This window comes from Paenibacillus jepli (genome assembly GCF_047238105.1).
GTDB lineage: Bacteria > Bacillota > Bacilli > Paenibacillales > Paenibacillaceae > Paenibacillus_D.
On the sequence record NZ_JBDFMD010000001.1, the window covers coordinates 337,649 to 350,551 of the forward strand.

General features: G+C 54.9%; 13 protein-coding genes and 1 pseudogene. 6 read left to right on the top strand and 8 right to left on the bottom strand.

Features of this window, described 5'->3' with window-relative positions:
- Positions 1-32 precede the first annotated feature (32 nt).
- Complete coding sequence (gucD, locus tag ABC336_RS01580; RefSeq protein WP_413236991.1) at positions 33-1,493, bottom strand: alpha-ketoglutaric semialdehyde dehydrogenase GucD; 1,461 nt, start codon at positions 1,491-1,493, stop codon at positions 33-35.
- Positions 1,494-1,522: 29 nt separating this feature from the next.
- The gene (locus ABC336_RS01585; protein WP_413236992.1) at positions 1,523-2,398 is read right to left on the bottom strand and encodes a fumarylacetoacetate hydrolase family protein; all 876 of its coding nucleotides are present in this window, start codon (positions 2,396-2,398) and stop codon (positions 1,523-1,525) included.
- A gap of 243 nt (positions 2,399-2,641) precedes the next feature.
- Here ABC336_RS01585 and ABC336_RS01590 point away from each other — a divergent pair, with 243 nt between their 5' ends.
- Positions 2,642-3,745, top strand: coding sequence for an AI-2E family transporter (locus ABC336_RS01590; protein WP_413236993.1), 1,104 nt, complete (start codon positions 2,642-2,644; stop codon positions 3,743-3,745).
- Between the two features lie 472 nt (positions 3,746-4,217).
- On the opposite strand, the gene ABC336_RS01595 is transcribed toward ABC336_RS01590, so the two are convergent.
- Positions 4,218-4,838: an MBL fold metallo-hydrolase gene (locus tag ABC336_RS01595; protein WP_413236994.1), complete on the bottom strand. Its 621-nt coding sequence runs from the start codon at positions 4,836-4,838 to the stop codon at positions 4,218-4,220.
- A 67-nt stretch (positions 4,839-4,905) separates the two neighbouring features.
- Positions 4,906-5,091, bottom strand: a complete 186-nt coding sequence (locus tag ABC336_RS01600; protein WP_413236995.1) for a hypothetical protein — start codon at positions 5,089-5,091, stop codon at positions 4,906-4,908.
- A 150-nt stretch (positions 5,092-5,241) separates the two neighbouring features.
- Between ABC336_RS01600 and ABC336_RS01605 the strand changes: the two genes are divergently transcribed.
- Positions 5,242-5,562: a helix-turn-helix domain-containing protein gene (locus tag ABC336_RS01605; protein WP_413236996.1), complete on the top strand. Its 321-nt coding sequence runs from the start codon at positions 5,242-5,244 to the stop codon at positions 5,560-5,562.
- Positions 5,563-5,592: 30 nt separating this feature from the next.
- Here the strand turns inward: ABC336_RS01605 and ABC336_RS01610 are convergent, their stop codons facing one another.
- A complete protein-coding gene (locus ABC336_RS01610; RefSeq protein WP_413236997.1) occupies positions 5,593-6,147 on the bottom strand; it encodes a hypothetical protein in 555 nt (184 codons plus the stop codon).
- 162 nt (positions 6,148-6,309) lie between these two features.
- Between ABC336_RS01610 and ABC336_RS01615 the strand changes: the two genes are divergently transcribed.
- Complete coding sequence (locus tag ABC336_RS01615) at positions 6,310-7,035, top strand: hypothetical protein (RefSeq protein ID WP_413236998.1); 726 nt, start codon at positions 6,310-6,312, stop codon at positions 7,033-7,035.
- A 77-nt stretch (positions 7,036-7,112) separates the two neighbouring features.
- Here the strand turns inward: ABC336_RS01615 and ABC336_RS01620 are convergent, their stop codons facing one another.
- Positions 7,113-9,134, bottom strand: a complete 2,022-nt coding sequence (locus ABC336_RS01620) for a sensor histidine kinase (RefSeq protein WP_413236999.1) — start codon at positions 9,132-9,134, stop codon at positions 7,113-7,115.
- Between the two features lie 144 nt (positions 9,135-9,278).
- Here ABC336_RS01620 and ABC336_RS01625 point away from each other — a divergent pair, with 144 nt between their 5' ends.
- The 3 genes from ABC336_RS01625 to ABC336_RS01635 are packed head-to-tail and all read left to right on the top strand — an operon-like array spanning position 9,279 to position 11,612.
- Positions 9,279-10,010 (top strand): response regulator, encoded by a 732-nt coding sequence (locus ABC336_RS01625; protein ID WP_413237000.1) that lies wholly within the window; start codon positions 9,279-9,281, stop codon positions 10,008-10,010.
- Positions 9,997-10,869: a class I SAM-dependent methyltransferase gene (locus tag ABC336_RS01630; protein WP_413237001.1), complete on the top strand. Its 873-nt coding sequence runs from the start codon at positions 9,997-9,999 to the stop codon at positions 10,867-10,869. Before ABC336_RS01625 ends, ABC336_RS01630 begins: the two co-directional genes overlap by 14 nt.
- The gene (locus ABC336_RS01635; protein WP_413237002.1) at positions 10,866-11,612 is read left to right on the top strand and encodes an RluA family pseudouridine synthase; all 747 of its coding nucleotides are present in this window, start codon (positions 10,866-10,868) and stop codon (positions 11,610-11,612) included. The genes ABC336_RS01630 and ABC336_RS01635 overlap by 4 nt, the downstream gene beginning before the upstream one ends.
- A 356-nt stretch (positions 11,613-11,968) precedes the next feature.
- Here ABC336_RS01635 and ABC336_RS01640 read toward each other — a convergent pair.
- Positions 11,969-12,163 (bottom strand): annotated as a pseudogene (locus ABC336_RS01640) (helix-turn-helix domain-containing protein); the annotation flags it as partial.
- A gap of 163 nt (positions 12,164-12,326) precedes the next feature.
- Positions 12,327-12,773: a MarR family winged helix-turn-helix transcriptional regulator gene (locus tag ABC336_RS01645; protein WP_413237003.1), complete on the bottom strand. Its 447-nt coding sequence runs from the start codon at positions 12,771-12,773 to the stop codon at positions 12,327-12,329.
- Positions 12,774-12,903 lie beyond the last annotated feature (130 nt).

Sequence of the window (12,903 nt, forward strand, 5' to 3'; positions counted from 1 at the left end):
TCATGCCTGCCCCATCCTCTCTTGATTATGACTTAAGGCTTGATGAATACCGTTTTGATAGAGGTATAGAATTCGATCGCCGCCTGTCCCTGTTCTCTGGAGTGCGAGCTGGACTGCTTCATCCCGCCGAACGGCGCTTGCAGCTCGACACCTGCCGTCTCGGCGTTGACCCGTACCAGACCGGCATCCATATCCTGGACAAAGGAGAGCACATTTCCGATGTTTTGTGTATAGATGGATGCACTCAGCCCATATTCGGTATCGTTGGCGAGCTCGATCGCTTCGTCGATATCTCTGGCTTCGATCAGCGCCAGCACAGGGCCAAAGATCTCCTCTTGGGCGATGGCCATGCGGGAGGTCACGCCTTCGAAGATCGCAGGCGTCACATAAAACCCATCGGACAATTCGCCTTGCTCCAGCCGTTCGCCGCCCTGCAGCAGCGCCGCGCCTTCTTCTACCCCTTTTTTCACATAAGACAACACCGTTTCCATCTGTTTTTCATTCGCGCACGGCCCGAGCCATGTATCTGCTGCCAGACCGTCGCCGACCTTCAGCGCCGCGACTTTCTCGAGCAGTCTTGCTTTGAACGCATCATAGATTCCCTTGACCACGATAACCCGGCTGGTGGCCGTGCATTTCTGGCCCGTCGATTTCAAGCCGCCGCTGATCGTCGCATCCACAGCGAGCTCGAGATCGGCATCCTCGGCGATGATGATCGGGTTCTTGCCGCCCATCTCCAGCTGATACTTGGCGCCGCGAGCCAGTGCAGCCTGACCAACCTGCTTGCCCACCGCATTTGAACCGGTGAAGGTGATGCCGTTGATATCCGGATGCTCGGCGATCCCCTGCCCGATGACCGACCCACTGCCTACGACCATGTTCAGCACGCCCGGAGGGAAACCGGCGTCTTGAAAGCACCGGGCAACTTTTGCCGCAGTTACCGAAGTTTCCGTGGCTGGCTTCCATACGACTGTATTGCCATAGATGAGAGCCGGCGCTATCTTCCAGATCGGGATCGCTACCGGGAAGTTCCATGGGGAGATGACGCCTACCGTACCGAGCGGCGCACGAGTCGTGTACATGAGTGCTTCGGCATCCGTTGCAGGGATCACATCGCCGACTTTGCGCATGCCTTCCCCGGCATAATAACGAAGAATCGCTACGCCTCGTGCAGTCTCACCTTTGGCCTCCGGCAACGTTTTCCCCATCTCGCGCGTCATGGTCTCGCCAATTTCGTCTGTACGGCTTTCGAGAATATCTGCCGCCTTGAACAGCAGCGCCCCGCGCTGCGACCCTGCCAGCTTGCGCCATGCCCGCTGTGCGGATTTGGCCGCTGCAGCTGCCGCATCAAGATCCGCCTTTGAAGAGTTCGGGATCAGACCCACGACCTCATGCCGGTTTGCCGGGTTGATGCTCTTCTGTGTTCCGCTCTCTGGAGTGATCCACTCCCCATTAATAAAGTTACCATAAGTCGGCGTGTTTTCGTTTGCCATGATTCATCTTCCTTTCTATATGAACTGATCTAAGCCCATTTGGCCGTATTAACCAGAGTTCCGATCGATGTAATCTCAATCTCGATCACATCATCCGCATCCAGCGTAAATTGGTTTGGCGGGACGATGCACGTGCCTGTAAGCAGAACCGTACCGTCGAAAACCACGTTATCCCGATGCAGATATGCGGCCAGCTCTTCCAGCTTGCGTTTCAACTGGCCGGTACTCGCCGATTCGTCGACAACCTTCTCGCCGCCCCGGAAGATCCGGCAGCTGATCTGCAGCTGATACGGATCTGTCATGGCCTCCGCGAGGCGGATCGCCGGACCGATCGAGCAAGATTTCTTCCACACTTTCGCCTGCGGCAGATAGAGTGGGTTCTCGCCTTCGATATCGCGGCAGCTCATATCATTGCCTACAGTATATCCCACGATGGTTCCGTGGCTGTCCAGTACTAGGCCAAGCTCAGGCTCGGGCACCTGCCATTTGGAGTCGTTGCGCAAGCAGACCTCTTCCCCTGGACCGACCGTCCGGGCTGCGGTCGACTTCATGAACAACTCCGGGCGTTCAGCGTCATATACTTTGTCGTAGAACGTTGAGGCATCGAGCTTGCCGCCTGTCGCTTCATAGTTCCTCGCTTCTCTGCTGCGCTGGTAGGTGACACCGGCAGCCCATACCTCAGGCGCATCGATCGGCGTCAGCAGGTCCAGACTCTGCCACTCGGCCTGCAGCGGCTGGGAGGTTTGAATCAACTGCTTGACAGCTTCAAGGGGCGTCGTCCCCTCCTTCTCTGCTCTGCCTACAAATGACATAAAATCGGGATCGGACAGGGGATACAACGCGTCTTCATCCGTAATAGCAGCCAATTGCACTTTCTCTCCATTGCGGTACCGTATAATTCTCACCGATATCTCTCCTTCGCTTATAAAAGATTGTCATTCACAGCGCTTACAAACTATTTGTTTTATAATATAAAACATAGTTCTGAAATATACACGTTGATAATAACAAAGTAATCGCTGGAAGTCTACCTTTTTAAGGAATCGCTCCCTTTGGTTTGGGTTCGTATAGATAAGGTTATTAGTTGGATATAAGGCTGGAGAGGCGTACTATTCTATATACGTTTCTGTTGGATGGGAGGGCGTAAGATGCAAGTCGGAACATTTTATCGAGCGTGCATCAGTATAATTCTGGTCCTCCTCATCATTTATTTGCTGTGGAAGGTTCAGTTTTTGTTCGAGCCGCTGGTGCTGGCATTCAACATCGTCTTGATGCCGATCCTGTTTTCCATCTTCTTTTACTATTTGCTGCGGCCGATCGTTGGCAGGATGCAGAAGTGGAAAGTGCCGCGCGCCGTCTCAATCCTGCTGATCTACGCGGTGCTGGCCGGATTGCTTGTACTATTTTTCTTTCTCGTCTGGCCCACGCTGCAAAAGCAGACCTTGGACTTCATCAACAGTCTGCCGCAGCTCGCCAACGATGTGAGAAAGCAGATCAACTATCTTCAAAACCAAGAGATTTTCCAAGGCGTCAATCTCAATGATTCATCCATGACCAACCGTATGACGGATTATCTATCCGACGCGGTTAACTACGTCTCCGATTATGTCTCTGGCGCAGTTTCATTCATCACGACGTTCGTCATCGTCGTCGGTACCGTGCCGATCCTGCTCTATTACATGCTGAAGCAGGACCGGGCCGGCTGCCGCAAGCTGATCCGCAGCCTGCCGCGGCACTGGCGATATGAAGCGCGCAAGACGCTGCTGGAGATTGACCGGATCCTCAGCGAATTTATCCTCGGGCGGGTCTTGCTCTGCTTCCTGCTCGGTGCGATGATCTACGCCGGCTTCCTGCTGGTAGGACTGCGCTATTCGCTGCTCCTGGCGATCTTTGCGGCTATCGTCAATCTGATTCCTTACATCGGCCAGATCATCGGGATGGTGCCCGTCGTCATCGTCGCTTTTATCGATTCGCCGACTACCGTCATCTGGGTCCTGCTGATCAACCTGATCGCCCAGAACATCGAGAGCAATCTGCTCGGTCCGCATATCTACGGGCGCAAGCTGGATATCCATCCCGTCACGACGATCCTGACGATCCTGATCGCCGGTACGATCAGCGGCATCGTCGGCATTATGATCGCCATCCCCGTCTATATGATCGCCAAAGTGCTGGTCAGGAAATTGTATGTCTATCTGGTTCGCAACCGCGAACGTCTGCCTGAGGGACCTGATTCGTCTACTCCCGTGTAGCGCACGGAACTAGGATTCCCATTTGAGTTCCGATACAGACACAGCTCATGAGTATGCAATAAAGCAGGCCTCCCAGCACGATTTGGCTGGGAGGCCTGCTTATCATTGTCCAAATTCCGAACGGGGATCCGGACACTCCGAAGCTGGATTTGCTGCCGGAGACCACTTGCTGAATAATAACGTCAATAAACCTTTACAAAAGCCTAGTACGAAACCATTGAAAAACCTAAAACAACGAAAGCCCTTCCTCTCTTCCATCCTTGCGGCTCCGAAGACCGCGCCAGTGAGAATCAGGTCAACTATATATCCATCCACTATATATATCAAAGTTCGCTCATGATTATTCAATGCAAGCAGTAAGTATGGCGTTCAAACGAATTTGAACTTCCATTCAAAATATAATACCACATAGCGGATGAAGTTGTCAAGATTAGGAACATGTACATTGCCCATTGCCGCTGGCGCCTTTATATCAGCCTGCAAAAGGGGCATCATGTCCGGGAATGATGACATCCGGCGCAAGCCTTTTGACCTCATCAATCGTTCGTTTCGCAGCTTCCTGATCCTCCGAGATGGGATGCACCTCGCCATAAGCGTAATATTCTTTTGCCAGCACCGCATCGGCCGCAACGAGCACACGCCCCCCGGAGCCGGCATGCCGGAACAGAACCGATGTATGACCAAGCGTATGGCCCGGAGTCTGCACGATTTGCAGGCCCGGGGCAATCTCCGCTTCTGCTGGTGCAAGCTGCGCAAAAATGTCTTCGTCAACCGCCGGTATGCGCCCCTTCCAATTGGACAACTCTCTCTGAGAAGCAAGCCAACGCGCACCGGGAAAGAACCGGATATTGCGATAATGGTCTGGGTGCAGATGCGTCACATACACGATATCAATGTCCTCCGGCTCGACATCAGCCTCCTTGAGGCGAGCCATCAGCAGCTCCTCTCGCCAGCCGGGATCAATAAGCACTCGCAGTCCTTGGCCGATAAGCAGCACAGTCGAGCATATAATATCCCGCTTTTCGTCTGGATATCGGTATTTGTTCGTGGACAGCTGACCGTCAATCAATCGTTCATATTCGTATTCTTTCATTAATCTGCGCTCCTCGCTCTTCTACAGAATCGATCCACACCTCTCCGGCACTTTTTCACCAATCCTACTAAGCCTGCAGGCGGTATCCCTGATTACAAAAACGGCACGTCAGCACCAGGCCGCTATCCAGCACCATCACTTGCAATCTGTCGTCATCTTCCGGTTCCATAATCTCCCGTCGGTCTTCATCCGGCATGCCCGTCCCAAAAAAAGCTACCTGATTGCCGCAGTCGCACACAAAAGTCAATTTCATCCGCAGAGCCTCCCTTCCAAGAAACGATCTTAATAATATCAGTCAACACTTGACAATGATACGAATTGTATCATAAATTAAAAGTAATCAAAACCGGGTGGCCTATGATTCAGTTACACTATTTCCGCAGTAGGTAAGGAGTCCATAGACATGACGATGGGAGATCGTTTGAGAGAATTGCGGTTACGCAAGAAATTGTCGCAGGAGGAAGTCGCCAGGCATATCGGCATCACTCGCTCTGCATACAGCCACTATGAGATTAATAACCGACAGCCTGTCTACGACACACTGATCAAGCTGTCGGTTTTTTTCCAGGTCTCGCTGGACTACATCATCGGCGGCGAGCCGAGCAGGGATGAGCAGATGAATCCCGACACGCTCGAGGTCATCCGGCTCTTCAACACGATGAGCAAGGATCAGCGCAAGCAATCAATCTCGCGGATGCGCGAGATGATCGCTCAGAACGAATAATCCTTCTGTACCTGCCCTTTTAGAAAGCGCTCACCTATCCAGCCCTTCGAAGAAATCGAGACTGGCGATCACACGCTCGATCTCGACCTGATGCGCTTCATAATAGGCTGTGGACAGCTTGAAGTCCAGATTGTACTGAATCCGGTCATCCAGAATGAAGACAACTCTGAGATGAGTCTCATGCGCCTCATCGGTGACGAACAGATTGGCGTCGCGGTCGTTATCCAGTGTCGTCGGCACAGAATCGGACAAGTTGGGCGCCAGAGCTTCATCATAATGGGAGGCGTATGCCGACACAACGGCCTCGTCTCCGTCCGTCAGCCTGATACCGTCGCCGTTATCTGACTCCCCGTCTGCATGCCAGCTCGCGGGGTAGTCCAACGTGAAGCCGAATCTGGCGTTGCTGTAAGTTGCCCACTCCGCCTGCGGCTCATTCTCGCTTTCCCCTTCGGCTTCAGCGCCGGACGGTTGATTCATGTTGGTTGGCGGCGTGGTGGTTTGGGCCGGCGTTCCGCCGTTGCCTGCACAGCCTCCAAGGACTACGACCACCCCTAGCCCCGCTAGCATTATTCTGATGCGCCTCATCTTCATTCCTCCTGACACACCTGTTATGTGCGATTATACCCTCACCACTTTGTTATCACAAATCAGGAAATGCCCCTTTTTGATCATACGTCTAAATAAAATGGAACTCTTCGGTCCGCCCCGTTGTCTAATCCATAACCAAATAGACAAGGAGTGGGAACTATGAACATCAAAAAACTAAAGCACGGGGCTGCGCTCTTGATCTTGTCAGCCATGCTTGCCGCCTGCGGACAGAACGATTCCCCGGCGAATCAGAACACCGGAGCGACAAATGCGCCAGTCGATCCGCCTGTCAATCAGGAGCAGCCGGAGGAGAATAACGGCAACGCGACTGACAATATGCAAGATCCGGAATCTGAAGAAGCTGATCCAACCGGAGAAGAACCGGATTGGGGGGACGAAGGCTTGCCGCCTACCGCCTTGGAAGCGTCCACTACCGTGCTGAGAGCCCTCCAGAACGGCAACATGGATCAGGTATCGAGCTGGGCGCACAAGGACAAAGGCGTTCGCTTCTCGCCGCACGGTACGATCGATCCCGAGTCGGATCAGTTGATCGACGCAGACGCCATAGCCGATCTGATGTCAGACGACGAGGTGCGCACGTGGCGCTCCGCCGAAAACGGCGCTGATGCGATCGAGATGACCTATCCCGACTATCATGATCAATATGTCTATGATAAGGACTATGGGTCCGTTGAGCCGACCGAGAATGAGACGCAAGCGGATTCGATAGGGAACCTGCTGGATGTCTATCCAGCCGATCAATATGCCTTTGTGGAGTATTATGTTGCCGAGGACAACGGCTGGAGTCTCATCCGACTTGTGTTTGAGAAGATCGGCCAGGATCACGCGCTTGCGGCGATCATCCATGACGAACAAACTTCATAGTCTACCCTGAGATAAGCCCCGCCGGACGCTTGCGCGCAGCCGGCGGGGCTTGCCGTCTGTACGATGCAGCTCAGTCGCTAATTACCCATCAATTCGGTGGCCGGCAGCTCGATGATGAATCTGGTACCGACTCCGACCGTGCTCTCCACACTTATTGTCCCGTCATGCGCATCTACGATTTCTTTGACGATCGCCAGACCGATGCCGCTGCCCTGGCGTGTGTCTGCATGGCGTCCTGTTCTGTAGAACCGTTCAAAGATATGCGGAAGATCCTGCTCCGGTATGCCCGGTCCCGAATCCTGAATACCGATGACCAGCGAAGACTGATCCGCCGTGTATTGAAAGCTGAGCTGCAGCGTACCCCCATCCGGCATATGGTGCAGCGCATTATAGATCAGATTGGACATGACCTGCTCCATTCGAAACCGGTCGATCAGCAGCAGGATATACTCGCTGTCTGCCGTATGGTCACGCTGCTCCAGCAGCAGGGAGCATTCGAACGCGACCCCGCGGCTCTCCACATCCAGCTGATAGAGCTCCACCAGCTCGTCGACCCACTTGTTCAAGGTCACCTGCTTTTTGTTGAACTGCACCACGCCCGCCTCGAATTTGGAGAGCTCGAACAATTCGTGGATGAGCCTGTTCAGCCCCCCCACCTTGTTCAACATCATCCGGACATATCGATCCCGTTGTTCCGGTTCGGTCACAACACCGTCCTGCATCGCCTCCAGATACCCCTGGATCAGAGTCATCGGCGTCCGCAGGTCGTGCGAGATGTTGCTGAGCAGCCGGGTCCGGGAGTTCTCCAGCTTCTCCAGCTCGCGGTGGGTAATCTCCAGCTTGGCATGCGAGGCCTGCAGCTCCTCTGTCCGCTGCTCAATTCGCTTTTCGAGTCCCCGATTCAGCGACTTGACCTCTGCAGAGACCTGTTCCACCCGGGCCAGCGCATTGGAGAACCGGGTCGAGATGATGAAAGACTGCATCATGATGACGAAGAACAGACCGATCGGCACGAGGTCACCGATCGTAGACCACTCATTGTAAAAGGCCATATCGTTGAGAATGGTGAGCACGAACACCGCAATCCCGATCAACACGTAGACCGCACCGTTTCGTTTGTTGCGGACCGCCTTGACCAACACATACAGGATATACAGCGAGACGATGACGACCAGCAGTTGAAAGACAGGCAGCAGCCGGGAGTAGAACAGCGCCGAGGAAGCAAAGACGATCGCACACAAGGTCGCCACACAGCCGGTCAGCAGCTTCAGAAAACGAGTCGAGGACTCTTTGGGAAACAGATGATGGATGTACAGATAACTGGTGAGCACAGACAACGCAAAAGCCGAGTATTCCATCCGCATCCCCGTCCCCCAACTGATGGACGGGATCCACTGCATCAGATAGGCGTTGCCTGTCACGATTATGCGCAAGCTTACCAGCAAGCAGAGCAAACCGAAATACAACGTAAACTTTTCTTGGCGCCGCAATGCATACAATCCCAAATGATAGAAGCCGACCATCGCCAAACTGCCGAAAATAATCATATGGTTGGCCGTATCCATCATCTGATAGCGGACCATATCGCTGCTGCCCCCGATCAGAAATTCTACCCAGATTCCACCTTTCCTATGATGGTAATTGGATATCTGGATGATCATCTCGTGGTCTTCCCGGTCATTGACAAACATGACGATCCCGGGATACTGCTCGGGAACGGACGTATCGCGGCTTTGCCCGACCTTGCCTCGCTCCGCCAGCAGCTTGCCGTCGATCCACAGCTTGTAGGAGCTGAAGATGTTCGGAATGCGGATCGCCAGAATCTCCTCATCGAGGGAGGTCGTAAATTGCATCCGGTAAGTCCCGTAGCCCTGGCCGTCCTGCAGCTCTTCACCATCCTGATAGCTGTTCCACGAGCCGGGCACCTGGACCAGCTGTGCGTCTTCGCTGTCCCAGTCCGTCTGCGGGTCAAGCAAGCGATGACTGTAAAATTCCCATACGCCGCCCAAGGTCGACAGCTCATGTCCGCTGGCGCGCAGCCCGGTGAGGTCGGCTCTGCCATCCACCGCCTTCAGATCCGCTTTCTCGGAGAGTTGCATGCAACCCGCGAGACTGCAGATGATAAGGAGTAATGCAACGCAACCTATGGTTCTTCGTAATACCACTAAAGATAACCTCCAAAAGCGATTGCTTCGTACTTGGTGCATTCGTTATAATAGTCGAGAAAGCGAGGGGAACCGATCGTGAGCAACACATGCATTCTCGTCGTTGACGATGAACCCGATATTACCGAGTTAATCGAACTCTATCTAACCCGCGAAGGGTATGAAGTGCATACCGTGGACAATGGCACCGATGCGCTGGCCCAGGCCAGAGCGCTTCAGCCGGATCTTGTCCTGCTCGACATCCAACTGAAGCCGCTGGACGGCCTGCAGATCTGCAGTGAGATCCGTCAGTTCTCCTCAGTGCCGATTATATTTGTCAGCTGTAAGAGCGACGATACCGACATTATACACGGATTGTCGATCGGCGGCGATGATTATATAACCAAGCCCTTCAGCCCCCGCCAGCTCGTCGCACGCGTCAAGGCGCAGCTGCGGCGCCAGGCCTTTCATCATGGCCACGCAGAGGAAGCATCCTCGCAGGAGCAGGTCCTGACCCATGGCGACCTGACGATCGATCTCGAGGCATACACCGCGCATGTCGGCAGCAAGCCGGTTAATTTGTCCACCAAAGAATTTCATCTGCTTACACACTTTGTGCAACATCCGAACAAGGCGTTCCATCTCGATCATCTCTATGAGTTGATCTGGGGCACCGACAGCGCTGGCGATACCCGCACCATCATGGTACATATCAGCAACCTGCGCAAAAAAATCGAACCCGACCCGGCCAATCCCGTCTATATCGTGACTGTGCGCGGCGTCGGCTACAAATTCATCGGCAAGGAAGGATCAACACATGTACATCGCTAATCAATGGACCGACTATGAGCTGCTGGACACGGGCGGCGGCGAGAAGCTGGAACGCTGGGGGGACGTCATCCTCAGGCGTCCGGACCCCCAGATCATCTGGCCGCTCGCCAAAGAAGACGGAGACTGGAGGCTGGCCGACGGCCACTATCATCGCAGCTCCTCCGGGGGAGGCCAGTGGAGCTTCCGCAAGCAGCTGCCGGAATCGTGGACAATCGCCTACGGGCCGCTGCGCTTCCGGATCCAGCCGACCAACTTCAAGCATACCGGCCTCTTTCCCGAGCAGGCGGTCAATTGGAGCTGGATGATGGAGAAGATCTCGCAGGCCGGCAGACCGATCCGAGTCCTCAACCTGTTCGCTTATACCGGCGGGGCTACAGCTGCGGCTGCGGCGGCCGGAGCTGAAGTGTGCCATGTCGATGCCGCCAAGGGGATGGTCCAGTGGGCCAAAGAAAATGCCCGGCTCTCCGGACTGGCAGACAAGCCTGTTCGCTACATTACAGACGATGTGTTCAAGTTCGTCCAAAAAGAGCAGCGGCGCGGACGGCAGTACGACGCCATCATCATGGACCCGCCCTCTTACGGCCGGGGACCCAACGGCGAGACCTGGAAGCTGGAGCAGAACCTCTATCCTTTCCTTGAGTCGTGCATGAGCATCCTCTCGCCCAATCCATTGTTCGTGCTGGTCAACTCATATACAACCGGCCTGTCGCCGTCCGTGCTGCACAACCTGCTCCATCTGACCGTCAGCCGCAAGTATGGCGGACAGATCCATTGCGGCGAGATCGGCTTGCCGATAACCCGATCCGGTCTGAACCTTCCTTGTGGCATGCTGGGCCGCTGGGAGGCGGACGAGCGTTGAGCGGTCGGGGTGCAGACCTTGCCCCGGGAATCGAGATTCTCTATGAGGACAATCACTTGCTGGCTGTGAGTAAGCCGCCGGGCATCCCTTCCCAGGCTGACGAGAGCGGCGATCCCGACATGCTCACGCTGCTCAAGGCCGATCTCAAAGAACGATACAGCAAGCCGGGCAATGTGTTCCTCGGGCTCGTACACCGTCTGGATCGGCCGGTCGGCGGAGCCATGCTGTTCGCCAAAACGTCCAAAGCCGCCTCCAGACTATCCGACGCCGTCCGCAGCCGCAGCTTTGGCAAGACTTATGCAGCCGTGCTGACCGGTGCGCCGGCAGCTGCCAGCGGCAGCCTCAGGCATTATCTGCTGAAGGACAGCAAGACCAATACCGTGCAGGCGTATGATCGCGCGGTTGCTGGCGCCAAAGAAGCGCTGCTCGACTATGCGGTCGTCGCCGTGGGCGCCGGTCATGCGCTGGCGGCCATCCGTCTTCATACTGGACGTTCGCATCAGATTCGGGTGCAGATGTCCCAGCTGGGCACACCGCTGGCGGGCGACCGCAAGTACGGCGGACCTTCCGAAGCGGGCAACGCTGTCGTACCGGAGATCGCGCTCTGGTCAACCTCCATCACCGCACCTCATCCGGTGACCAAGGAACTGCTCGTGATTCGCTCTCAGCCGCCGCAGCGCGGCGCCTGGCAGCTGTGGTCGCCGGAGCAGCTGTCTGATGCGGCTGAGCGGTTCCTGCGCTGAGAGCGTCAATTAGATAGGGTTAAGGGCCATCCCGCACGGGATGGCCCTTTGACATCAACAATAGATAGCACAACCACTGCCGATATTCCGGGACTTTTTTATTTCGAGTGAGACACGGGGATTGGCGGAGCTGCATCAGCTCCGAGTTCCCGCTCACCATTTCGATAAGTGCAAAAGTACATCTAATTCAATCTAATTTGGTATAATATGGTTAATTGGTTTGAAATACATGCACTTTTGCATTTATGGTCCTGGATTCGAGCCAAAGAAGGGACAACAAATGCACTTTTGCTCTTATCATCCGGGCGAAGAACGAGGAAGTAGACCTCACCTTGGTCAGCATCAAAAACGCGATGTCGGGCTGCACTCGGCGTGATGCCATGGACGCGTTGGAAGGCTTTGGCAGACGCTTCGGGACTGTCATATCCGTAGCTCAAGGCCAGATCGATGACCTTGACATCGCTTGCCGCCAGCGCTTCCGCCGCAAGGGTCAACCTGCGATTGCGAATGTAAACCGTGACCGTAAACCCTGTTAGTGCGTGAAACATCCGGGCCGCTCAGCCTGTTCAATCATGCTTTGTTTTGTATGACGCGGCATCACGCGCCAAACCGCCGCGGACCCGCTGCACGATGGCAGCGGGTCCGCGGCGGAGCATTCCTATAGGGGCCGGCTTTCAATGAGGAGACACGGTCGGCGCTTCTGTCCCTGCGATCTTATACGGCCGAGTTAACCTGCGCCTTGGCCCGGGATTCGTCAGCATAGACGACCTTGCCGAGCAGGTAGACCAGCAGCTGCTGGTTGTGGACGGATAGTCCATCGAGCGCATCATTGATGTATGCCTCTCTCAGATCCGTGCCTCGCTTGGCTTCCCGGTGTCCCTTCTCCGTGACCGTCACCCAGACGATCCGGCGGTCGGACTGGTCGCGGCTGCGTGTGATCAAGCCCCCCCGCTCCATCCGGTCGAGAAGCGTCGTGATGGCAGCGGGTGTCGTGTTCAGATATTGCAGCAGATCTGAGGGCTTCATCGGATCATGCTGCAGCAGCAGCTCCAGCACATTGAGCTGGCCTTCCGTCAGATGAGGCGCAAGCGCATCCTCCAGATACAGCTTCCATTCCTTTGAGAACTTCGTCCATAGTCGAGTGAACTCTGCAGCGTGCATGTTCCCCACCTCCTGTCCTTAAGTATAGCATCCGCAAATGTCGAATAAAAGGTTAACGAGATTAATAATTTGTATGATGAACTGATAAAAAACCGAACATTTTGACAGCTTCAGACATAGACTATAGCCT